Source organism: Alishewanella sp. SMS8 (assembly GCF_030737935.1).
In the GTDB taxonomy this organism is placed as follows: domain Bacteria; phylum Pseudomonadota; class Gammaproteobacteria; order Enterobacterales; family Alteromonadaceae; genus Alishewanella; species Alishewanella maricola.
This window is the reverse complement of record NZ_JAPJEA010000003.1, coordinates 81,392-104,135: the sequence shown is the minus strand read 5'-3', so window position 1 is coordinate 104,135 and position 22,744 is coordinate 81,392. Positions and strand designations below refer to the sequence as shown.

Annotated in this window: 25 protein-coding genes and 1 tRNA gene; 8 read left to right on the top strand and 18 right to left on the bottom strand. The window is 44.2% G+C overall.

Annotated elements, in window-relative coordinates:
* Positions 1–163: 163 nt before the first annotated feature.
* The 14 genes from ORJ01_RS10920 to ORJ01_RS10855 form a co-directional block, all read right to left on the bottom strand.
* Complete coding sequence (locus ORJ01_RS10920; protein WP_226751804.1) at positions 164–1,003, bottom strand: flagellin; 840 nt, start codon at positions 1,001–1,003, stop codon at positions 164–166.
* 173 nt (positions 1,004–1,176) lie between these two features.
* Positions 1,177–2,397 (bottom strand): flagellar hook-associated protein FlgL, encoded by a 1,221-nt coding sequence (flgL, locus tag ORJ01_RS10915; RefSeq protein WP_255654629.1) that lies wholly within the window; start codon positions 2,395–2,397, stop codon positions 1,177–1,179.
* A gap of 3 nt (positions 2,398–2,400) precedes the next feature.
* Positions 2,401–4,464, bottom strand: a complete 2,064-nt coding sequence (flgK, locus tag ORJ01_RS10910) for a flagellar hook-associated protein FlgK (protein WP_306178061.1) — start codon at positions 4,462–4,464, stop codon at positions 2,401–2,403.
* 33 nt (positions 4,465–4,497) lie between these two features.
* The gene (flgJ, locus tag ORJ01_RS10905) at positions 4,498–5,643 is read right to left on the bottom strand and encodes a flagellar assembly peptidoglycan hydrolase FlgJ (protein ID WP_306178060.1); all 1,146 of its coding nucleotides are present in this window, start codon (positions 5,641–5,643) and stop codon (positions 4,498–4,500) included.
* Positions 5,644–6,738: a flagellar basal body P-ring protein FlgI gene (locus tag ORJ01_RS10900; RefSeq protein ID WP_371930729.1), complete on the bottom strand. Its 1,095-nt coding sequence runs from the start codon at positions 6,736–6,738 to the stop codon at positions 5,644–5,646.
* A gap of 9 nt (positions 6,739–6,747) precedes the next feature.
* A complete protein-coding gene (flgH, locus tag ORJ01_RS10895) occupies positions 6,748–7,419 on the bottom strand; it encodes a flagellar basal body L-ring protein FlgH (RefSeq protein ID WP_226751801.1) in 672 nt (223 codons plus the stop codon).
* A 14-nt stretch (positions 7,420–7,433) separates the two neighbouring features.
* Entirely contained in the window at positions 7,434–8,222 is a 789-nt protein-coding gene (flgG, locus tag ORJ01_RS10890) for a flagellar basal-body rod protein FlgG (RefSeq protein WP_226751800.1), read from the bottom strand.
* Between the two features lie 85 nt (positions 8,223–8,307).
* Positions 8,308–9,054, bottom strand: coding sequence for a flagellar basal body rod protein FlgF (locus ORJ01_RS10885; protein ID WP_306178059.1), 747 nt, complete (start codon positions 9,052–9,054; stop codon positions 8,308–8,310).
* 151 nt (positions 9,055–9,205) lie between these two features.
* Complete coding sequence (gene flgE, locus ORJ01_RS10880; RefSeq protein WP_306178058.1) at positions 9,206–10,498, bottom strand: flagellar hook protein FlgE; 1,293 nt, start codon at positions 10,496–10,498, stop codon at positions 9,206–9,208.
* 26 nt (positions 10,499–10,524) lie between these two features.
* A complete protein-coding gene (locus ORJ01_RS10875; protein WP_306019856.1) occupies positions 10,525–11,208 on the bottom strand; it encodes a flagellar hook assembly protein FlgD in 684 nt (227 codons plus the stop codon).
* Positions 11,209–11,218: 10 nt separating this feature from the next.
* Positions 11,219–11,638 (bottom strand): flagellar basal body rod protein FlgC, encoded by a 420-nt coding sequence (flgC, locus tag ORJ01_RS10870; protein WP_226751796.1) that lies wholly within the window; start codon positions 11,636–11,638, stop codon positions 11,219–11,221.
* A 2-nt stretch (positions 11,639–11,640) separates the two neighbouring features.
* Entirely contained in the window at positions 11,641–12,042 is a 402-nt protein-coding gene (flgB, locus tag ORJ01_RS10865; RefSeq protein ID WP_306178057.1) for a flagellar basal body rod protein FlgB, read from the bottom strand.
* Positions 12,043–12,105: 63 nt separating this feature from the next.
* On the bottom strand, positions 12,106–12,939 hold the full coding sequence (locus ORJ01_RS10860; RefSeq protein WP_306019859.1) for a protein-glutamate O-methyltransferase CheR: 834 nt from the start codon (positions 12,937–12,939) through the stop codon (positions 12,106–12,108).
* Between the two features lie 16 nt (positions 12,940–12,955).
* Positions 12,956–13,885 (bottom strand): chemotaxis protein, encoded by a 930-nt coding sequence (locus ORJ01_RS10855; protein WP_226751793.1) that lies wholly within the window; start codon positions 13,883–13,885, stop codon positions 12,956–12,958.
* Between the two features lie 126 nt (positions 13,886–14,011).
* Here ORJ01_RS10855 and flgA point away from each other — a divergent pair, with 126 nt between their 5' ends.
* From flgA to flgN, 3 genes are all read left to right on the top strand, one after another.
* Complete coding sequence (gene flgA / locus ORJ01_RS10850) at positions 14,012–14,737, top strand: flagellar basal body P-ring formation chaperone FlgA (protein ID WP_306019862.1); 726 nt, start codon at positions 14,012–14,014, stop codon at positions 14,735–14,737.
* A 78-nt stretch (positions 14,738–14,815) separates the two neighbouring features.
* A complete protein-coding gene (flgM, locus tag ORJ01_RS10845) occupies positions 14,816–15,133 on the top strand; it encodes a flagellar biosynthesis anti-sigma factor FlgM (protein ID WP_306019864.1) in 318 nt (105 codons plus the stop codon).
* A complete protein-coding gene (flgN, locus tag ORJ01_RS10840) occupies positions 15,133–15,567 on the top strand; it encodes a flagellar export chaperone FlgN (RefSeq protein WP_306019865.1) in 435 nt (144 codons plus the stop codon). The genes flgM and flgN overlap by 1 nt, the downstream gene beginning before the upstream one ends.
* Positions 15,568–15,615: 48 nt before the next feature.
* On the opposite strand, the gene ORJ01_RS10835 is transcribed toward flgN, so the two are convergent.
* The gene (locus ORJ01_RS10835) at positions 15,616–16,077 is read right to left on the bottom strand and encodes an LPP20 family lipoprotein (RefSeq protein WP_306178056.1); all 462 of its coding nucleotides are present in this window, start codon (positions 16,075–16,077) and stop codon (positions 15,616–15,618) included.
* 212 nt (positions 16,078–16,289) lie between these two features.
* On the opposite strand from ORJ01_RS10835, the gene ORJ01_RS10830 reads away from it, so the two are divergent.
* The 5 genes from ORJ01_RS10830 (at position 16,290) to ORJ01_RS10810 (ending at position 20,284) form a co-directional block, all read left to right on the top strand.
* Positions 16,290–17,426 carry a flagellar assembly protein T N-terminal domain-containing protein gene (locus tag ORJ01_RS10830; protein ID WP_306178055.1) on the top strand — a complete coding sequence of 379 codons (1,137 nt, stop codon included), beginning with the start codon at positions 16,290–16,292 and terminating at the stop codon, positions 17,424–17,426.
* Between the two features lie 100 nt (positions 17,427–17,526).
* A tRNA-Arg gene (locus tag ORJ01_RS10825) sits at positions 17,527–17,601 on the top strand.
* A 186-nt stretch (positions 17,602–17,787) separates the two neighbouring features.
* Entirely contained in the window at positions 17,788–19,026 is a 1,239-nt protein-coding gene (locus ORJ01_RS10820; protein ID WP_306178054.1) for an integrase domain-containing protein, read from the top strand.
* A gap of 9 nt (positions 19,027–19,035) precedes the next feature.
* On the top strand, positions 19,036–19,446 hold the full coding sequence (locus tag ORJ01_RS10815; protein ID WP_306178053.1) for a hypothetical protein: 411 nt from the start codon (positions 19,036–19,038) through the stop codon (positions 19,444–19,446).
* A 25-nt stretch (positions 19,447–19,471) separates the two neighbouring features.
* Positions 19,472–20,284, top strand: a complete 813-nt coding sequence (locus ORJ01_RS10810) for a hypothetical protein (RefSeq protein ID WP_306178052.1) — start codon at positions 19,472–19,474, stop codon at positions 20,282–20,284.
* Positions 20,285–20,329: 45 nt separating this feature from the next.
* Here ORJ01_RS10810 and ORJ01_RS10805 read toward each other — a convergent pair whose 3' ends face one another.
* The 3 genes from ORJ01_RS10805 to ORJ01_RS10795 all read right to left on the bottom strand — a co-directional run bounded on the left by ORJ01_RS10805 (position 20,330) and on the right by ORJ01_RS10795 (position 22,540).
* The gene (locus ORJ01_RS10805) at positions 20,330–20,527 is read right to left on the bottom strand and encodes a hypothetical protein (protein ID WP_306178051.1); all 198 of its coding nucleotides are present in this window, start codon (positions 20,525–20,527) and stop codon (positions 20,330–20,332) included.
* A gap of 596 nt (positions 20,528–21,123) precedes the next feature.
* The gene (locus ORJ01_RS10800) at positions 21,124–21,429 is read right to left on the bottom strand and encodes a hypothetical protein (RefSeq protein ID WP_306178050.1); all 306 of its coding nucleotides are present in this window, start codon (positions 21,427–21,429) and stop codon (positions 21,124–21,126) included.
* 10 nt (positions 21,430–21,439) lie between these two features.
* Complete coding sequence (locus ORJ01_RS10795; protein WP_306178049.1) at positions 21,440–22,540, bottom strand: hypothetical protein; 1,101 nt, start codon at positions 22,538–22,540, stop codon at positions 21,440–21,442.
* Between the last annotated feature and the right edge of the window lie 204 nt (positions 22,541–22,744).

Here is a 22,744-nt window from a genome sequence, read left to right as displayed (position 1 = left end):
ACTTTAGGTTTTTTTTAAATTATTTATAAGAATAATACTGCGGTGTTTAGAAAGGATAAAGCCGCCATATGGCGGCTTTATAATAAGCGAGTCACTCCACTGAAGCTTTCCGGCAAGAAGCAAGATTACTGCAATAATCTCGATGCTTCAGCGCGTTACGCTATTAACCTTGTAGTAAACTAAGTGCACCCTGTGGCCGCTGATTGGCCTGAGCTAAAACCGTTTGGCTAGTTTGCTGTAAAATCTGTGCCCGAGTTAATTCTGCCGTTTCTTTCGCGAAATCCGTATCACGGATCCGAGCACGAGCACCTGACACGTTTTCAGAAACATTCGTTAAGTTACGAATTGTTGCTTGAAACCGGTTTTGCACAGCACCTAAGTCAGCGCGTTTTCCATCCACAGCCGCTATTGCTAAATCTACTGCAGCAATTGCCGATCCCGCATTAGCTGATGTAGCAACCGTGGCGGTATTCACACCTAAACCAACTGAACCCCAACCACTCGTTCTAGACAAACTTACAGAAATATATTCGTTTGTGGTTCCTTTAGCGCCAACTAAAAAGTTGAATGCTTTATTTCCTGTACCATCGAGTAGTAATTGATCACCGAACCGAGTTGTGGCAGCAATCCGACTAATTTCAACTTTCAGTGCTGAAATTTCTTTTTGTAAAGCACCGCGGTCAGCTGTTGCATTGATACCGTTTTGCGATTGAATCGCTAAAGTTCTAATGCGTTGCAGTGAATTTGTAATTTCATCCATTGCGCCTTCAGCAACCTGGGCTAATGAGATACCATCATTAGCATTTCGTGATGCTTGATCCAAGCCATTAATCTGACTAGTTAAACGGTTAGAAATCTGTAAGCCAGCCGCATCATCCGCTGCGCTGTTAATCCGGAAACCTGAAGATAAACGTTTAAATGCAGTATCTAAAGCGTTGCCTGAAGATTGCATCTGACGCTGTGCGTTCAGTGATGAAGTATTGGTGTTTACGAATAAAGCCATGATGTATTCCTCGCTTTTTAACTGTTTAAGGCAATTTGAACTGCGTATTGCCTGTTTCTTGCCGTGTTAAATATGTATCGGCGCAGTGCGAGGAAACTTTAGAATTTTTTTGAGGATTTTAAATCAATATTAATCAATGACTTTAGAGCAGGCATTGCTGCCTGCTCTGGTTTTTAGCGAATATAATCAAATAACGTTGTGGCATTAACTTTAGAAAAAGTCTGTGATGCCGCTTGTAACGCCACTTCTTGGCGTTTAATTTCAGTAAGCGCTGCGGCAAGATCCACTTCAGAGATATCTGCCTTATACTGCTGGTTATTAATTAATAAATCCTCGTTGGTATTAAACACACTGTCGACCACATTTAATCGGCCACCTAGATTAGCTAAAACACTATCAACGTTATTCGCGGTAACCGTGGTTTGCTGCAGAATGTCAGCGAGTCCAGTATTGAGTTCCGCATCCGTTGCTATTGGATTACTTAAAATCTCTATATACTTTTGTAGTGTATTTAGAATATTAGTTTGTTGAGGACTAGAAAGTTCAAAATCTACTTGGGCTGGTAGGGTTGTTGCCGTATCAAATGTAAATTTCGCACCATTAAATACAATAGCTGAACCTGGGGTATATGCACCAGTAACAGCCGGGCTTAATGGGCTGCCATTACGTAAAAATTGATAGTTACCCGTGGCATCAATATCCAGCTGATACTGATTGTTTGCTGCGGTAAGATTATCAAAATTACTTAAATAAAAACTATCAAACGCAGTTTGATCTACAACATCTATAGATGCTCCAGTTGGGGCACTAGTGACTTGTGGTTTAAAACGTTCAAATACGCTATCAAATATAGCTTTACCACTATCATTACTTGGCAAGGTGATTGACTGTGAAACTTGCAAATTACGCGTACCATCATCTCCCTTGAATTGATATTTACCATCAGACGTGAATTCATAAGCAGCCGTCTTATCTTGATAGCCAGCAAAAATAAAACTGCCCTCTGAACTACGCGTGTTCATTAAATCAAATAACTCGGTTTGAATATTTTTTAATTCAAACGCGATGGCTTTACGTTGTTCAATTGTGTAGGTTCCATTACCACTGGCTTGCGCCAGCGTAGAAACACGATCGTAAGATTCTCTCATGCTGGTAAGCACCGTTTCTTGCAGTGCTAAGTTGTTTTTCAACAAAATACTGTTGGTTTGAAATTGTTCAATCTGCGCTTTACTTTGATCCAGGCTTAACACCTTAGCCGCGCCTGCTGGGTCGTCGGCGGGAGACAGAATACGTGTTTGTTTGCTCAACTGCGTTTCTGCTTTTGACATACGTTGCTGTGCGTTTAGAATGCCATTCAGGCTTTGTGTAAACTGCATATTAAAAGTTAAACGCATGACTTACCTCACTGACTGTAACAGAGTGTCAAAAATTTCTTGCGAAGTGGCTATAATTTTAGCTGCTGCCGCATAACTTTGCTGAAAACGAATTAAATCGGCTGCTTCTTCATCTAAATTTACACCGGATAATGACTCATACCAAAGGGTTGTTTGCTCTAAAATAGCAGTATTGGCTTCATCGGCAGTGCGTGCTTGGCGTGTACGTTCACCAATGTTGCCCACCATGATCCCATAACTTTGGTTAAAACTGTACAAATTCACCGCACTACTCTGTTGATCAGGGCTGCGCCGCACCAAAGATTCATTTTGTAAAGCTGACATGGCTAAACCATTACGGTTATCATTGTACCCGTTGGTATTAAAATCTAAAGTAAAGATATCACCGGGTTTGGGAATGCCCGTAAGACTAAAGTCAAACCCTAGTTGCTCTTTTAGATTTGGTACTGAAGTACTGTTCTCAAACATATTGTTGAAATTATTTGTAGTAAACCGGCTTTCACCAATAACACTTGTATTATCTGCAATCTCAAATATATGCTCACCAGCAACACTATTAAACCCTTGATACGTTACAGTATAAGGCCCATCCCGAAGGCCATTGCTCAAAAAAGCAGAGTCTGCTGGATTGGTATTGAAAACCGTCACGCCTTCAACTCGACCATTTCCTAAGTTACTGATAAGGTACTCGCCACGTATTGGTCCAGAAAGTGCTACATCTTCAGCCCTTGATGTTGCCATTTGGAGTTCACGCGCCGCAGAACTTAATGGTTTTAAGATAAATTCATCACCTGCAACACCACTAATAGTTAACTTTAAACCAAATAAATCACCATTAGCATCATCTGCGGTAAAGGGGGTTACTGAGGGAAAACCCGTAGCACTGGTTAAAGTTTTCACTTTCGTTAGATCAGGTTGGCCATTGCTGTCTAGATAAGGCTGTCCCATCTCATCTAACGCCGTTACAGTGGCGGTAGTAGCGTCAACTATCTTCACAAGGAAATTATTCGGGGGCAGTTGGTTGGCTTTGCCGGGTTCAATTTCTACAATAACACTACTGTTAGCGCTATTGCTTTTAAACGCTAAACCTTTTGAGCTTGGTAAAGTAAATAAATTCTGGCCAATTGTGCCGTTAAGAGTTAAACCCAATTTATTCTGCTGGTTCATACTGTCGGCCAGTGTTAACCCTAATTGCCCAAGTTGCTGTTGCGTTGGGTTTAAAACCTGCAACCGATAATCCGTCAATGCGCCCATTTTACCGCCAATACCTTGGGCACTCAGTGCCACTTTTGCATCAGCATTTTCACGTAAGGTGAGCAAGATTTCACGATCATTAGGATCGGGGTCACCTCGCATGGAAAGTAAATTAAACTGACCACGTTCAACCACGAGCGACTGCCCCGTACCCATAAACACCAGTTTTTCACCTGATTTAGCATCCACTGTTTGGATATCGACAAATTCGGCTAACTTTAATATAGCCGCGTCACGCTTATCGAGTAAATCTAGAGGAACCGGTCTACCGGCACTAGAACCATAATTGACAATTTCAACATTATAAGCCGCAATCTGACTCACAAAGTCATTTACGTCTTTTACATACACATCTAGTTGCTGATTTAAGAATTGTTCTTGATCTGAAAGAAGCGTGGACATATTGCTAAACTGATCAATAAGCGATTGACTGGTACCCAACACTAACTGTCGATTTGATAACTGGGTGGGGTCATTGTTAGCTGTTTGAATTTGTTGAAACAAATTATTCATGCCCGTTGATATACTGTTGGCGGCATTGGAAAACAACGCATCAACTCGACTCGCTTCCGATAAATACTGTGAGCTATAAGCGGCACTGGTCGTGTCCCGTCGTAGTTGTTTCTGACTAAACTCACTTACTAACCTTTCAGTCGTGCCTTGGCCAACACCTAAGCCAAATTGCTGCGACACAAATTCCGTGCGTTGCCGCACATAGCCAGGCGTATTGATATTGGCAATATTGTTACCGGTGGTATTTAGCAAGGTGTTGCTGGATAATACCGCTGTTCTACCAATGTTAAGTAAGCTCATTCATCGCTCCACGCACCCGATCACGGGTATAGGCTATTCTTCGGCTGTTGTTTGAAAATCTTGAGCGTTATTTAATTCTGCTCTGACTTGCTCAAAGGCTGTACTTTTAAATACCGCCATAATTTTTTGGGCATAATTAGGATCGGTGGCATACCCTGCTGCTTGTAATTCACTAAAGTAGGCTGCGGGTTCAGGCGCTGCAGCCACCGCTTGCTGATAGCGCAGGCTATTAGCAATAAAACCCGCATAATCTTGTAAGCTATGTTCGGCAGAATCATACGCCCGGAACTTGGCTTGCTCTTTTCGTGCCACACCTTGTCGGTATTCCAGCGTATCAACAACGGCGGTCTCACCTTGCCAATTACGACTGGCTTTAATACCAAATAAATTATAACTATTGTCACCACTGGCGGTTTTAATAACGCGTTTACCCCAACCTGTTTCAAGTGCGGCTTGGGCAATTAGCGCTAACGGATCTAACCCTAAAGCACCGGCAGCTTTGCGTGCTGCGGGCAGTAAGCTACGAATAAACTCCACCGGTGAATCATTTCGAAACGCTGACGCGCCTATTACGGCTTGTGGCTCAACATTGCTGGTATTGCTACTACCAGCAATTGCCGCGGCTTGAGCTTGTTCTTGCTTTTGTGCACGCTGTTGTTGCAGTTTGTCTAATAATGGGCTCAGTTGTGATAATTCGCGCCGCCCCGGCTGAGCCATTTCCACTTGCGCTAACTGCTGCATAGATTGGGCTTTTAATAACCCCAGTTCCGGTGCATCTTTAAACAGTTGCACTTGTGGCATATTTAACTCATCAGCACGCGTATCACCAGGTAAACGCAACGCGGAAGCTGAGTGTTTATGCTGGCTGACGGCTTGTGGGTCTAACTGCTGTACTAACAAATCGGCTAAACCCAAGGCACCTTTTTGCGCTAAATCAGATGCCATCTGGTTATCATGCATATCACGATAAAACTCTGTAGTTTGGCTATTCATTAAGCCTTCTGCTTCAAACGCCTTATTCGCTTGGCGCATACTTTTTAGCAGCATATTAAAAAAGATCCCTTCAAACTGCTCAGCCGCTTGGCGCAGCGCACCTTTGCTATCATCTTTAGCCGCACTGCGAATTTGCTGCAGGCTGCTTAAATCATGATAAGAATGTTGCAGTTTACCCGTATCCATTTAGATCACCACCAACTCACCATGAATGGCGCCAGCCTCTTTTAATGCTTCTAAAATGGCCATTAAATCACCTGGCGCCGCGCCAACTGCATTCACTGTGCGCACCAAATCATCAAGTGTGACACCAGGGTCAAATTTAAACATTCTGGAGTTTTCTGGGTTCACATCAATAATGCTGTTTTGTACCACGGCCGTTTCACCACCGGCTAACGCATTAGGTTGAACCACCTGTGGGTTTTCAGCGATGGTAACCGTTAAGCCACCATGAGTGACAGCAGCAGGAAACAAACGCACATCTTTACCAATGACGATGGTGCCAGTGCGAGAATTGATAATAATTTTGGCAGATTGATCTGCAGGTTGAAAGGTCAAGTTTTCTAATACCGACAAGTAACTTACGCGCTGGCTAATATCTCGCGGCGCTCTAACCTGTACCGAAGAGGCATCTAATGAAAAGGCAGTTTCTGGGCCCATAAAACCATTAATCACTTCAGCCAATCTTTTTGCAGTAGTAAAGTCTGGGCGCTTTAAGTTAAACGTAATAAAATCGCCTTTAGCAAAAGGAGACTCTACTTCACGCTCTACTACAGCACCGTTTGGAATGCGGCCCACGGTGGGTGTGTTCACTAAAATACGCGAACCATCTAAACCTTCAGCACCTAAGCCACTGACAATTAAACTGCCCTGCGCTACTGCGTAAACATTGCCATCTAAGCCGGTTAAAAAGGTTTGTAATAAAGTACCGCCACGCAAACTTTTCGCGCTACCTACGGATGATACCGTAATATCAATAGTTTGCCCGGGCTTGGCAAACGCCGGTAACTCGGCATGAATGGCCACTGCTGCCACATTTTTTATTTGTGTGCGCGAACCCGCTGGTAGGTTAATCCCAAAATTAGCCAGCATGGTGCGGAAGCTTTGTTCGGTAAAAGGGCTTTGCTCGCCAGTACCGGGTAAGCCGACCACCAACCCATAACCAACCAATTGGTTACTACGCACCCCTTCAATATCGGTGACATCTTTAATACGCGCAGCCTGAACAAGATTGCTACAAACTAGCGTAGATAATAAGCCGAGCATGATCAGAAACCGCATATACTGCTCCTAGAATGGCCAGAATGGACCATTAAAAAACTGGGTTAACCAGCCTGGTGATTGCCCGCCATGATGTGCACCCGTGCCGCTGTATTCGATACGTGCATTGGCAATCTTGGTCGACTCTACCGTGTTATTCACATCGACATCTTGTGGCCGAATAACACCAGTTAAACGGATATATTCTTTACCGGTATTTAATGTCAGCCATTTTTCACCGCGGATCACTAAGTTACCGTTCGACATGACCTGCAACACATTGACCGAGATATCGCCGACTAAGCTATTGCTCTGATCGGCTTTGGCGTCGCCTTTAAAGTCTTGGCTACTGCCCGCGCCAAACTGCAACACATTACCGCCAACCGACACATTGCTTCCGGCAAAATTAATCGGGTCAAAAGCAATGTTGCTGTCTTTAGCCGTTTCTGTTTTGGCTTTTTTCGACGCTTGGGTTTTCTCACGAAGCACAACCGTAATAATGTCACCTTCATGCCGTGCTTTGTTATCGGAATACAAGCTATTAGAATGGCTTTGCATAAACAACGAACCGTTTTTTACCACTGGCCGCGGCGCCGACTCTGGCGGCAAGGGAGCAAAATACGGATCGTTTGGCTGCGCTTCTTGCATAGAAGAACAGGCGGTTAAACTGCTGACCATCAGTATCAATAGGACATTACGCATGAGCTGTACCTGCCTTATAACTGTTGAATAACAAAACCAAGCATCTGATCCACGGTAGAAATGACTTTAGAGTTCATTTCATACACGCGTTGACTTTCAATTAAGCTAACCAACTCTTCTGTGACATTGACATTAGAGGTTTCTAGCGCTCCCTGCACAATAATCCCCAGTCCTTCTAATCCTGGAATGCCTTGCACCGGATCGCCGCTGGCTGGCGTTTGGCTGAATAAGTTTTGGCCAATCGGCTCTAAACCGGCCGGATTAATAAAGTTAGTGACAGTTAACTGACCTAATACCGCATTCTCAACCTGCCCGGCTAAACGAGCGGAGATCTCGCCATCTTGAGACACCATGATATTAGTGGCATCTGGCGGCACCACAATATTGGGCTGCACCTGATACCCGGCACCAGAGGTCACAACATTACCGTCACCATCAACCGTGAATTGGCCATTACGACTATAAGAAATAGTGCCATCAGGCATTAACACTTCAAAAAAACCATGGCCTTGGATCATCAGATCCAAACTGTTCTCTGTAGTGATCATATTGCCTTGAGTAAAGCTTTTTTGCGTCGCAACTACCTTGGTACCGGCACCTATCATTAAACCGTTAGGTAATTCAGAATTTTGTGAAGAACGCCCGCCTGGCTGATTAATGTTTTGATACAGCAAATCTTCAAATACGGCACGGCTCTTTTTAAAGCCTACAGTACTGGCGTTCGCCAAGTTATTAGAAATAACCGAGATATCACGCTGTTTCGCGTCTAACCCTGTTTTGCTGATCCACAATGCTGGATGCATTTGTACCTCCTGGGCTTACGCCCTATTAACTAAGTGCCAAGCAAGCTGCTGCTGGCTGAAGTAAAACGGTAAAAAGAAAAAAGCCTTAACCTACAATTCGCAGCAATTGATTTTGCTGTTGATCCATTTGCTCAGCTTGCTTCATCATTTTCACTTGTAATTCAAACTGGCGCTGTAAGCTGATCATCGTGGTCATTTCGCCAACCGCATTGACATTACTGCCCTCATAGGCACCGCTAAGCAAATTGACATTCGCACTAGCCTCGGCATCCTGACCATCTTTACGTCGAAACAAGCCATCGTTACCTTTCACAATATCGGCATATTCCGGTTGTACTAGCTTAATACGCCCTACTTCTTCTAGCGCATTCGCCGGGGCACCCTGCGCTCTCGCAATCACGGTGCCGTCAGCGCCGATTTCCATCTTCGCTAACGGCACAGGGAGTTGCAGCGGCCCCGCATCCCCCATCACCGGTAAACCGCTGGCGGTCATTAGCATGCCACTGGCACTAATCTGTAAATTGCCCGCTCGGGTGTAGGCTTCATTACCCTCTTTATCTTGCACAGCAAACCAACCGTTACCTTGAATAGCAACGTCTAATTCGCGTTCAGTAATAATCATCGCGCCACTGTCAAAGTTTTGACCTGGACTCTCTGTTAACGAAAACACTCGAGTAGGCAACCCCTCACCGAAGGCTTGCATGGCACGGGCCTGTTCAAAATCGGCTTTAAAACCCACTGTGCCGGCATTTGCCAAGTTATTTGCTCGTACGCTGATGCCATTCATGTTCTCTTTGGCACCGCTCATGGCGATATATAACAGACGATCCATAGTAAACCTCGCAGGGACTTGCTGTTTTTACTTAACGAAACTTTTCATCAACTTAATATATTTAAGCAATAAGAGTGCCAGCTTGATAAAACAGGATTTTTTGATTAAAAAAAAGCCACCCGTAGGTGGCTTGATTTGAATGACAAAGCGTTTACCGGATCTGTAAGATGGTTTGTTGAAGCGTACTGTTAACTTCCAACGCCCGAGAATTGGCCTGGAAGTTACGCTGCGCGCTGATTAGATCAACTAGCTCCGTTGTAAGGTTTACGTTTGACTGCTCTAACGCGGAGCTTTGAATACTACCAAAGGTACCGGTGTTAGGTTCACCAGCTAACGGCTCGCCAGACGCTAAACTGGCTTTCCAAGACGTTGCTCCCGCTTGGCTTAAGCCTTGCGGATTGGCAAAACGCACCATCGATACTTGCGATAAAAATTGTTGATCGCCGTTAGAGTAAGACGCCATAATCCTGCCGCCAACATCAATATCCAGCCCAGTTAAACGACCGACTGTAGTACCATTCTGACTTAGTGAGCCCACTTCAAAAGCTGATGCATATTGAGTTGGCGTTCGGGTACCTGCTTCATCGCGAAAACGGATACCAAAATCACCCACGGTTCCAAAATTAGCACCATTATTTAACAAGCCATTTAAATCAAGAGGCGAAATGGTAATATCTTCAAAGTCACCTGGATTTTCACCTGGTGTTCCATCTGACTTAAAAACTAATTGTGAGGTAGCCGAGGGAACAAGAGTTCCATTGAATGTGGTATACACATCCCAAGTATTACTCGCCAAAGGGTCTGTTCTTACAAAATACACACTGAGTATATGTGCCTGACCTAAGCTATCATAAATCGTTGTTGAGGTGGTGCTGTTATAACTGGCTCGGTCAGTTGGCTCAAACGTTGTAATGGTTGGTGGCAATGAACGTGCGTCTAAGTTCATACTAACAAACACATCACGTGTGGCACTGGGCGCACCTGCAGTAGTGGGGATCTGAATTGGCCCAGTTGTACTTAAACTGACAGAGCTAGTTGTACCTGAATCGGAATCCACAGGGTAACCTTGCAAAAAGGCACCATTGTTGTTCACTAAAAAGTTATTTGCATCTAGCTTAAACGCACCGGACCGGGTGTAAGCATAATCTCGAGAGCCCACTTCAGAGGAAGTCACAAAAAAACCGTCTCCCGTCACCGCTAAATCTAATGAGTTATTAGTGAACAATAACGACCCTTGTTGAAACTGCTGTGCAACTGATGATGTTCTGACCCCATCACCCACTTTAGTTCTACCGGCTTGAAATACCGAAGATGCATAAACATCGGCAAATTCAGCTCGAGACTCTTTAAAACCTGTAGTATTAACGTTAGCGATGTTATTTGCTGTGGTATCTAAATCTTTTTGTGCAGCGGCGATACCGCTTAATGCAATATTAAAACTCATATGTTACCTCACCTTAAGCGGTCGTATTAACCATAAGAAACTTCTAACACATCGGCCAATTTCACTGCCCCGATGCCTAATAAATTCAGTGTAATGCCGTTACCGTTGTTGCCCATACTGACACTGGATACAGGGGTATACACTTGTACTGGGGCATTTTCCGTTTTGCCTCTGGCGCTAACTTCAACACTGATGTTATAAAGCCCAGCGGCAACGGTTTCACCCGCTTGGTTCGTACCATCCCAAGCAAACTCATTTTTACCCAATTGCGGTTGATCAACATTAAATGTAGAAACTAACTCACCGTTGGGTTTAGTGATAATCACTTTCATGTTATCAGCTGGTTGTTCAAGGTTTATTTGGCCACGCGAGAGCGACTCACCGGTGAAAACCAATTGTTCAGATTGTGTCAGCACGCTACGCCCTACTAGTGATGAGGCTTGCAAGGCTTGATTGGACGACATGCTTTGCGCCAAGCTACTGAAATTATCATTAAGCTTGGTGATACCATCGGCCATGGTAAAGTTAGTCATCTGTGCGATCATTTGATCATTTTCTACCGGCTTGGTCGGGTCTTGATAAGCTAACTGCTGAGTTAACAAAGCAAAAAAATCTGACTGCGTTAAAGCGCCATTGTTTTTATCGGCAACTTTTTTCTCAGTATCCCAGTACATCCCTTCTAGCGCAGAATTTGTATTAATGGTTGTCATGCGTTACTCCTTAACCCTGACCTAACCGTAAGGTGCGCATTAACATTTGTTTTGCGGCATCTGCGGTTTGTACATTGGTTTCATAGGCTCGAGACGCTGAAATCATATTCGCCATTTCTTCCATAATGTTGACATTAGGCTTGTAAACATAGCCATTTTCATCCGCCAACGGATGATTGGGCGCATATTCCACATTCGGGGGTGCGTCAGACTCGACAATTCCCAGCACTTTAACGCCAGAGCCGGCATCTTGTTGCCGCTGCGCTTGCGCAAACTCGGTGGCAAACACCGGGTGACGACCACGGTAAACCTGATCGATACTACTGCTTACGCTGTTCGCATTGGCAATGTTACTGGCTGTGGTATTCATTCTTACTGACTGGGCGGTCATGCCAGAGCCAGCAATATCAAACACTTTAAATAAGCTCATAATTACTGTCCTGTGCCTGTAAGGGCTTTTTTCAAGCCACTGATCCGACTATTCAAAAATTGTAGGCTGGTTTGGTATTCGATGGCATTTTGCATCATGGCATTACGTTCGCGGTTCATGTCCACGCTGTTACCATCACCGGTATCAGTTTGTTCTGGATTACGAAACTTCACTTCGTGCCGGGTTGCAGTAGAAATGGCGAAATGCCCATCATGCGTCCGCTGCATGGAACGGCTTTGCCGAGATTGGGCGTTCACCAGCGCTTGCTGAAAATCGATGTCTTTAGCTTTATAGCCAGGAGTGTCAGCGTTAGCGACGTTTTCTGACAGCACTTGCGCACGACGATCTCGAACCAGCAACGCTTGTTCGTGCATGCCAAAGGCTTTGTCTAAACTGATTGCCATTTTTTTGCCACCTCATGTTGTAACCTTAGTTTGAGGAAGCAAAAAGCAGGCCAAGATGCAGAGTTAAGATTTCTTGCGGTAAATAATACCCGGATTACAACGCAGCATGTCAAAGTCTTCATTCATGGTTGACAATGACTCTGAGGCCCCGAGGATTAAGTAACCTTTACTATTTAATGACTGAGCAAACTGTTTGATTATTTTCGCTTTCACTTCAGGAGAAAAGTAAATCAATACGTTGCGACAGAATATGATGTCGAATTTCCCTAGCAGAGTATAACTGTCTAGCAGGTTAAGATGCCGAAAAGTCACTTTTTTACGCACGTTATCTTTAACGCGCATCATGCCATTAGAGGTATCTTCAAAAAACCGCGTGCGTCGCTCAGGTGATAAACCACGCGCTAAAGCTAAGCCGTCGTACTCGGCTCTGGCGCAATGCTCCAGCATTGTATTGGATATATCAGTACCTAAAATATTCACCCCACCAGGAAAGGCATTTGGCCGACTTTGCTGAAACTCTAGCGCGGTCATTGAAATAGAATATGGCTCTTGACCCGATGAGCTAGCCGCTGACCAAATTTTGACGCTGCGGCAAGTTTTTTCCAGCTCCGGCAATAATTGATTCTTTAGTAGCTCGTATGGGTAGTTGTCACGAAACCATAAGGTTTCATTGGTGGTCATAGCGTCAATCACGGCTGAGCGTAACTGCCGTTCAAACGGACTCATGGTTTTGGCAACCAGTTCAGATAAACTGCCATGGCTAAAACGTTGCATTAAGGGGGTTAAACGGCTTTTAACCAAATATTGCTTATTGTCACCCAGCACGATACCGCACTGTTGCTCGAGAAAATCCCGAAATTGCCGATATTCCGATTCTTGTAACTGCTTATTCTGCACGCATAACCCTTACCAATTATTCAACGTGGAGCCATTTTTGCACTGCTTGTGCTAACTCGTCGGGATTAAACTTTGCAATAAAATCCTCAGCCCCCACTTTTTGTACCATTTGCTGATTAAACACGCCACTTAACGAGGTATGTAAAATCACATGTAACTGTCGCAGTTTCACATCAGCTTTCACCGCCGCTGTTAGGGTATAGCCATCCATATCCGGCATTTCGATATCAGAGATCAGTAAACCCACTTTTTCTGTGATCGAATGTTGGCATTGTTCACTTAATTGTTGTAGATAGGTCAGCGCTTCGCGGCCATTTTTGACCAAGTGCATTTTTACACCCAAAGGCTCTAGCGCCCGTTTCACCTGATTACGGGCCACAGTAGAATCATCAGCAATTAAAATAACTCGATCGCCTAAATCAGTTGCAATGCTTTTCGACACCGTTTCATCGTGGATCATTGTCGGTGAGGGTGAAATCTCTTCGAGAATTTTTTCAACATCCAAGATCTCAATTAATTCTTTATCCAGTTCGGTAACAGCCGTTAAATAGCTTTGCTTACCACCAGTGCCTTTTGGCGGAGGCATGATGGTTTCCCAGTTGGTATTAACTATGCGCTCAACTGAACTGACTAAAAAGCCCTGCACCGAGCGGTTATACTCAGAAATAATAATGAACGCAGTGGAAAGATCTTGAATTTCTCGCCCGCCGATAGCCAAACTTAAATCAATGACCGATATGGTTTGGCCACGAATGTGCGCAATACCACGCACAAACTTGTTGCGTTTGGGCATGCTGGTTAAACGCGGACATTGCAATACCTCACGCACTTTAAACACGTTAATACCATAACGCTGGCGTCCAGCAAGCTTAAACAGCAGCAACTCTAATCGATTCTGACCCACAAGTTGGGTGCGCTGGTTGACGGAATCTAGAATACTGGACATCTGGGTTTCCTTACTTCAGCCTTTAGGCGTGATATTTGCATGACTAGTTCAACTGTCAGAAAATCGGCGTCAATACATGATTCAGGTATGTTATAGCCCTTTGTTAGTTAAGCATAGACAAACCCTATGAAAAAGTATGAAAATTTTCGTCATATTACTGCTTTAATTACCTTACTGTGCTTAAGTTTAACGCTTAATGCTTCGGCTTTTGCCGAGCAAAATACCTCAGCAAGCTATAACCCTGAACAATTAACGACCCTGACAGAAAATTGGTTAAAAGACACCTTAGCCAGCGAACTGTCAACAGATACTGAGATAAGCGTGACCCCTTTGGATACTCGGATTGGTGATAAAGAATGTGCTAATGCCCTGCAATTTAGTTTACCGGCAAACTACAATCCACGCCAAACCACCGTGCAATTAAGCTGTGACAGCCCTGTCGCTTGGCAGTTGTTTATATCAGCTAAGATCACCGAGTATCTTGATTTAGTGGTGATGCGGCAAAATATTTCTCCAGGAACGGTTATCACGGCCGATATGCTCGAAATTGAGCGCCGGGAGCGACGCTTAGTTCGGGGTAATATTGTGCAGCAACCGGCTGAGATTATTGGTAGTAAAAATAAACGCAGTCTGAGTGTTGGTCAAATTATCAACCTTCAAGATCTTTGTCTTGTATGCCGGGGTGATATTGTTACAATAGAAATTAATAACAGCGGTTTATCTGTTACTGCCACTGGCGTGGTTCAGCAAGACGGTACCCTAGGTGCTATAGTTACCGTGAGAAACCAGCAATCTGGGCGCAGTATTCAAGCAGAGGTTGTTGGGGTTAATCAAGTTCAAGTGAAATTTTAGAAAATAAACCTAAAGTTTTCTTTGTAGCGGCCGTTAACCTAAGCATAAGGACTAAAGTTTAGGTGAAGAGGTTCTATTATGGCGATTAATATTAATAACTTGCAAAATACTCCGCAGGTTAAAACAGATAAAAACGATCAACTGGTGCAGCGCCAACAAACTACTGTGCAGCAAAATGCCGGTAGTCAGGCAATGCAAAAGCAAGATTCGGTTTCTATTACACCGCAAGCTCAGCAATTTTCTAAATTGCAAGAAAAGGCCAGTAACAGTAGCGGTATCGATCAAGAGAAAGTCGATAAGATTAAACAGGCTATTGCTGAAGGCAAATACAAAATTAACGTTGAGCAGTTAGCTAAGCGTATCATGCAATTTGAGGGCGATTTATTCGACCGCTAATGAATACAGCACAAAGCGCCACCCTCACCTGCCTGAACCAACAACAAGCGCATTTATCTGCGCTTTTGTTGTTGCTAGAACATGAACTTAAAGCGGTTACTGAACGTGATGTACCGCGTTTAAACAACATCATCGAACAAAAAAATACCTTATTGCTACAAATTGAACAAACCGATAAGGCACTTAGCCAATCTGAAGACCTGGCTGAGCAACGCAAACAATCTTGGTTTGATGAGCGTATTGCTGTTTTGGATGATTTATTGGCGCAGTGCAAACAACAAACTGCCGTTAACCAGCAGGTTTTAGAACACAGCCAGTTAACGCTAGGTCGATTAAAGCATGAGATTTTATCGGCGAATGGTAAGACCGGCTTAACCTACACCAACAAAGGTAAACCAGCTGTGGATAGTAAAGGCAGTGGCGTAAAAGCCTGATCCAACCTTACGTATTAAGCAATTATCCGCGCTTAATAGGCCTAGCCATCACCACAAATAACGCACACTGCGAATACTTTGCTTCGGCTCGGTATGCTGCAAGGTTGCATATACTTCGGCAAAATCCAGCGATAGCTCGGTAATATAGGTATCTTCAACCGCATAGGTTTTCACTACCCGCGCACCGCGGATCACACCTTGCACTGACGCTTCTAGCACATCGTTTTGCGCGACCATGGCACTTAAGGTGTTTTTGCTGTCAATTCTTTGACCATAAACCCGCTCAGCTAATTCTCGATAAGCTTCTAATTTGGAAGCACGCATCGCCATTAACATACGCTGGCTGTCACTCGCACCCGGTTGTGCTGATATTGGCGCAGCACCCAGCGCCGTGATCACCGGGAAAGCCAGTGGCGTTTCTTGTTGATATTCAATATGTCTATCAGCCAATTGGCCACAAGCTGATGTTAATGTTGTAAGGATCACAACTACGCTTAAGCTCTTAATCATAATAATCCATCCTGTCACGGCAGCGGGCGCTGCCTAAGCCAACGCTTTTCTGATATCAAAACTTAAGCAAAATTCACGCCAGTCATTACAAATATCCAGTTCGGCACATTATTTGCTTGTACAGTAGCAATAGATACGTTGTAACGCCGGTACTAAGCAAACTACCCGATAGGCGTTTACATCAAATCAATACATTCAGACGATGGCAGACTATGAGAATACGCATTCTATCCACCCTCTTGTTCGGGCTTGCCGCTTTAAGCCAAAGCAGTTCGCTTTTCGCCAACTGGTATGAAGCCACCGGGCAAGCCAGTATTGAACGTGGCGATCTAGACAGCGCGCGTAGAGCAGCCATTGAAGATGCCCTAGAGCGGGCAACTTTATTTGCCGGTGCCAAATTAGAAAGCCAACAACAGGTAGTGCAAGGGATCTTGCAACATCACTCGGTTACACTTAGCACTAGCGCGGAGCTGCGACAAGTACAGCTACTGTCAGAAACGCACAGCCAACAACAGGTGTTTATTACGCTAAAAGCCCATATCTTGCCGATGGCCAAAAGCTGTTCGGCTAATTTTCGAAACCCATTATTGGTTACCCAAGTGCATTTAGATGCGCGGCAAGACGCCATTTACGGCCAATTGTTTGAACTAGGTGAACACAGTACACGACAGCTGTCGCGCCACTTGCGTGACTTTGGCCCAGGCTTAGCATTACAAGTAAGTGACGAACCCATAGCGCAATCTCAATTAACCGCCAATGTTGCCGATCAGTTTTTTGCCGAAGGCCAACAATTTATTTTATTCGCTACCATTCAAGATTTATCACTTGGCGCTAAAACCAGTAAATTTTGGCAAAGTAGCCAACGCGAACGCTTCTTTACTTTGGAAGTGGCGTTGTTTGATACCTATGAGCGACGAGTGCGTTACCAACAAGAATACCGCACCAGTAGTTTTTGGCCAGATCAAGATAACACCACACCCAGTAGCCACAGTGTGGCATTTTGGCGCATGCCCTATGGCCAAAAAATTGATCAAGTGCTTCGTACCGTGGCGCAAGATATTCAAGAACAAACCCAATGCCAGCCGTTGCTTGCACAAATCCGCCAAGTAAAACAACAGCATATTCAGATCGGCTTAGGCAGCAGCCATGGTTTAAAAGTGGGTGATCAGGTTAATTTAATTCAAGTTCAGCGCGATCCGCAGCAAGCCGAACTGCGGCGTTTACTTGATAGCCCCGTGCAACTCACGATTACCGATATTACCCCAGAAGGCGCATGGGCCGCCTCGCCGAGCCAACAATTGTTAAATCATATTCAACCGGGTGATATTGTTAGCTTTCAAAGCCGATAGCCTTTATCAAGGCCGCTTTCTGAGTTATGAAACAACAGCGTAAGCGGTCGCAAGGTAATATTCACTTCAAGGTCTTATTCTGCTAGACTCTGCGCCCTGTTGCCTCATAGTTAAATGGATATAACGGCCCCCTCCTAAGGGGCAGTTGCAGGTTCGATTCCTGCTGGGGCAGCCATTTAAGCGTTCACGGAAGATCGACAAACCTCGTCAAAGCTCGCTAAACCCCAATAAAATAAGGCTTTTACTTGATCTTAGCGTTCGTTTTAGTTCATTATAAATCGGTAAGAACAAACAGTTTTGATACTACAGATGATACTACAGCCAAATTAGCAAAAAATCTGTAGTATCATTCGGGGGTGAAATGGCAATAAAAACAAGGCCTTTGAGCGATACAGAAACACGCTCAGCGAAGCCAAAAGACAAGGTTTTTTCGCTGTATGATGGCGATGGTTTAGAGCTGCGCATTACCCCTGCTGGCGGTAAGTCTTGGCTGTTTCGTTACAAACGCCCACACCTTAAAAAACCGAACACGATCAAGTTGGGTACCTACCCTGAAACATCTTTGTATCAAGCGCGCAAGATGCGCACTGAATTTCGGGAGCTGTTAGCGAAGCACATTGATCCGCAAAATTGGCTGGATCTGCAAAACGAAAAGCGCCAGCGTGAAATGAGCAACACGCTAAAAGACATTGCCGAAAAATGGTTCAACGTAAAGTTTACTAAGGTAAGTCAGCGCCACGCGCAGAACATTCGTAATTCGTTTGTTTCGCATGTTTTCCCCGAGCTGGGCAACTGGCCCGTAACTGAGTTAACCGCCCCTTTTGTTATCGATGTACTAAAACCGTTAGAAGCGGCAGACAAAGCCGAAACCCTTTCTCGTATTTGCCAGCGCTTAAATGAGCTAATGACCTGGTGCGTTAACACCGGCATTTTGCAGCATAACCCGTTGGCCGGTATTAAAGCGGCGTTCGTTGCCGCCAAAGCCACTAACATGCCCACCATAAAGCCCGAGCAATTGCCCGAGCTAATGAAAGCACTTAGCTTTGCGCAAATACGCATGCAAACGCGCTGTTTAATAGAGTGGCAGTTGCACACAATGGTAAGACCAAGCGAAGCAGCGGGCGCGCGCTGGGATGAAATAGATCGCAGCGAAATGCTGTGGTGCATACCTGCTGAACGCATGAAGCAAAAGCGCGAACACAAAGTGCCGCTTACCGATCAAACTTTGGCGCTGCTCGATTTTATGCAGCCCATTAGCGGCCGTTCTGAATATATATTTCCCAGCGATAGAAACCCCGGTAAAGCCACGCATTCAGAAACCGCTAACCGCGCATTGCAGCGCATGGGTTATAAAGGCATATTGGTATCGCACGGCTTACGGGCATTGGCCAGTACCACGCTAAACGAACAGGGCTTTGATCATGATGTGATTGAGGCTGCATTAGCACACCAAGAAAAAAACCAAGTGCGGGCAGCTTACAACCGCGCCACGTATTTGGATAGGCGCAGGGTGTTAATGCAGTGGTGGAGTGAGCAAATCGAGCAGGCCGCAACAGGTAAGATGCTGATGGTGGGTAAACGGGGTTTAAAAGCAGTTTAGGGATTGAATATGATCGATGCTGATTACTTAAAAAAGATTCTTGGTACTATTGATGAAACAAAATATGACGGAATTGCAAGTGACAAACTTATGGAGCAAGTTTGCGAAGCAAAGTTAAAAGATATATCTGATGTGGATATAAACAAATTCAAGTACCACATGGATGAGCTTTGGCGCAGTGGTTTGATTATTGATTATTACTCAATGCATGGTGATAACTGGGGTTATATATTAAGTGATGAAGGCATAACACTAAACATCAGGCAGCTATTACTATCACCTGTTGGTGGTCAATTTTATATTGAGCTCTGCAAACCGACGGGTGTTAAAAAATTCAAAAAAGCACTAATAAAGTTTGGGCCGGCCATTGTTGAGCAAGGGATCAGTGCGGCATTTAAGGTTTTTGAAAGCGCACTTTAAGGATTTTTAATAAAGGGAGTTTTGGATGCGTGAAAATAAAACCCTTATGCAGCTTTGGCAATTTTGGCTTGCGCTAGCATTACCAATACTATCTGGATTTGGCCTTGGTGTATGGATATATTATTCTAATGATCTAAATTTTGATTTATCAAAGTATGGTCTAAATACTTTTTTAGAATATTTTAAGTTGCCATTATCACTTGCCAGTATAGCCATACCCGCAACTGCTTTGGTTGCTGCTATTCATCGCTCAGAGCAGACATTAGCCGCTATTCAGGAATCCAAAAGGCAAAATACATTTTCTAATGCTTTAAAGCATCGTGAAGAGTTTATTAAACTCCTTAAGGAAATCGAAGCTGAATTAGATATTACATTTTTTGATAAGTACAAACTTTACAAAACGCTTTTTGAAAACAACACCAATAGCAATTTTGATATAAACACTAATATTAATTGGTTAAAGTTCCAAGTAAACAGATTAACAAAAATTTCTGAGCGACTAGCTAGAGAGCTAAATGATAGGCAAATTGAGGGGATATTTATTGACTCTTTCAAACTATCTTACGAACTTCGTTTTAGGGTAAATTCAGGCTATATAATTAATAGCCCAGATGAGTTCCTTAGCCACATTAAAAACAGAGAATGGGCTATAGCCTACGAAAAACACAAGCCATTTAAACACTTAAACTTGGCATACGATGTTATTTATCAATTAATGTATTTTTGTGAGTACGATTTAAGTACTGAGCTGCCATTCCCTAACAACGACTACATTTCTAACGAGATTAAAGCAGAAAAAATTCTCGAGCATTACAGCTTACTAAATAAAGATACATGATGAGCCAAACGCAAGCGAGGCCGAAACCTCGCTAAAGTTATTTAGCTAATCTTTATTAATGCCCAGCGCCTGTATAATCTCTACTAGCAGATCCCAGAACAAACTAAATACCTCTGAAGAGTATTTTGGGCAGATCTCTGTAAACGTTTTATGAACAGCCATTGTAAATGCTAACGCTTCTAACTGTTTTAATTTTGCAATGACGAGATCTTGTTCATCTAATCCTATATTTGCTATGCTCATGAAGCCCCCATTATTTCGCTAGTGGTTGCCGCTTGGCAGATGGTCCAGATCTGCCAGGCGATTTATACAGAGCTTATGCCCTGCCACATAATGAAAACATATAAACACTCAAAATAAAACGCAGATAAATTCTCTAAAAAACCCTTTAATCAAGTTTTCTGATTAAGCATATCTTATTGATATAACAATAAAATCCATATTGGAAATTCAGATTTTTTTCTTTGAATGCTATTGTAATAACAATAAAATACATATTAATTGAAAGCTTTTGAAAATTATATGATTATAAGAATACCGCATTAGATTAATTCATTGTTTTAACAGATAAAAAATCCATTAATGACAAGGCAAACTAATTTCCATGTTGGTTTATTATTTTGAATTTCCAAAAAAGATTTTTTCATCAAAATTAATCAGAATTATTCATAAAAAAGATCGTAAAAAAATTTAAAAAGCAGATTGAAAGAGGGATTCGAACCCTCTACCTGTGTTTTGCTGGCCGCGCAGGGCCTTTGCTGGCTGGGGCTTTGAGTTGGGTGCTTGGCCTAAAACGGACAGTAGCGGCCTTATTATTGCCCCAAATTTGCCCCATATTTTTATAACACCACCCGAACGGTGAGTTCTACCGTTTGCCCTGGGCCTGCTATTACCACGCCGTTCGGATCTTCGGGGCTTATTGCGACAATAAAACCATCGTAAGTGCCGGGGCGTAATGTTAGCGCACCGGTTTTAATGGCCACCACGTTGCGATCATCGCCTGTTATTTCTGCGGCGATCTGCTCGTCTTTTACTAACAGCTTGATCGCTGTTACGCCTGCGGTATCAAAATTAAGCGGCTGTTCGTCTTGATTGAATGCCACTTTTTCAATGTTGTCTTTGCCGCGGTATGCTGATAGTTCCATGCTGCACCTTTTAGTTGCACTTAGTGGCTGTGATGTTGGGTTTTAAATGTGTCGCGCTGATCATAGGCTGCAAATGCACTGCCGTGATGGCGCAGGGATTTAACTTAATAATATTGCCGTTAATGATGCGGCTGCTGGCGAACGCATACGCATAACCCAGCAATGAGCCACTGCCGCTGATCTGTTGCTGGTTGATGATGGCTGTGCCGCATAACGCGGTGGCGCGGGCAGTGAGTGTGCCGCCCGAGCTTATGATTTGCTCGCCGCTGGCCAAGTTAAGTATGCTGCTGGTAGCGATAGCATCGGCAACGGCGCTGGCCCGTGCGCCAGTAACCACGATTTGATCGTTAGTTAATTGGCTAGCCGCAAAAGCGCTACTGCTGGCCGTGGCTGTGCAGCTGCTTACAACCTGCTGTTCTTGGCTTTGCGTGCTGCTAACAGTTGCCGCTGCCGCGGCTTGCACTACCCCGCCTGATGATATTACCTGTTCAGTGCCGCCTTGGTTAATAATGGTGCTGGTGGCAACTCCCGCTGCTAAGGCAGTGCTAGTCGCGCTGGCGGTAATAAGCTGATCATTTACCAGGCTAGTGGCTGCAACGGTGTTTGCCGCCGCGTTTAACCTGGCACCCGTGCTTACTACTTGCTCGGTGCCTGCGGTGTTAACCAGTGTTGAGCTTGCAACTGTACTTGCTTGCGCGGTTGAAATTCCACTGACTGTAATTTGCTGAACATGCGTTGCAGTGCTTACGCATACGCTACTGGCAGTGGCAGCAGTAACACCAGCGCCAGTAATGGTTTGCGCGTTAACAAAGGCACTGGCCGCTAAAGCGGCGGCAGTTGCATTGGCTGTTGCTGCGGTGCTGATGCGTTGAGTTTGTTCAATGCTGCTTACACCCAGCGCAGCCGCTACAGCGGCAGCGGTTGCACTAGTGTTGAGTTGTTGATCATTGATTAATGCAGATACGGCAGAAGCAGACGCATTACCTGTTAACGTGCCGCCTGATGTTATTACTTGCTCGCCGCTTGCAGCCTCTTCAAAAAACGCCCCAACACCTAAGCCAAACAAATCAGACGTTGATTTTATGCGGTAATCACCGCCAGCAAAATCCACAAATTCGCTTGTACCGTAACCAGTGTAATTACCTGAATAATCACCTGCGCTTTCAGATGCAGAATTTATTAGATTTGTATTTGATGCGGCTGCACCAGTCCAAAAATAACCTGTAAAATTCGAGCCTAAAGAAAAAGTATCGCTTACTGTGCCTGAGCTTCCTTGAGGCGGAACTGTGATGCCTCGGTTTGAAGAATTAAATCC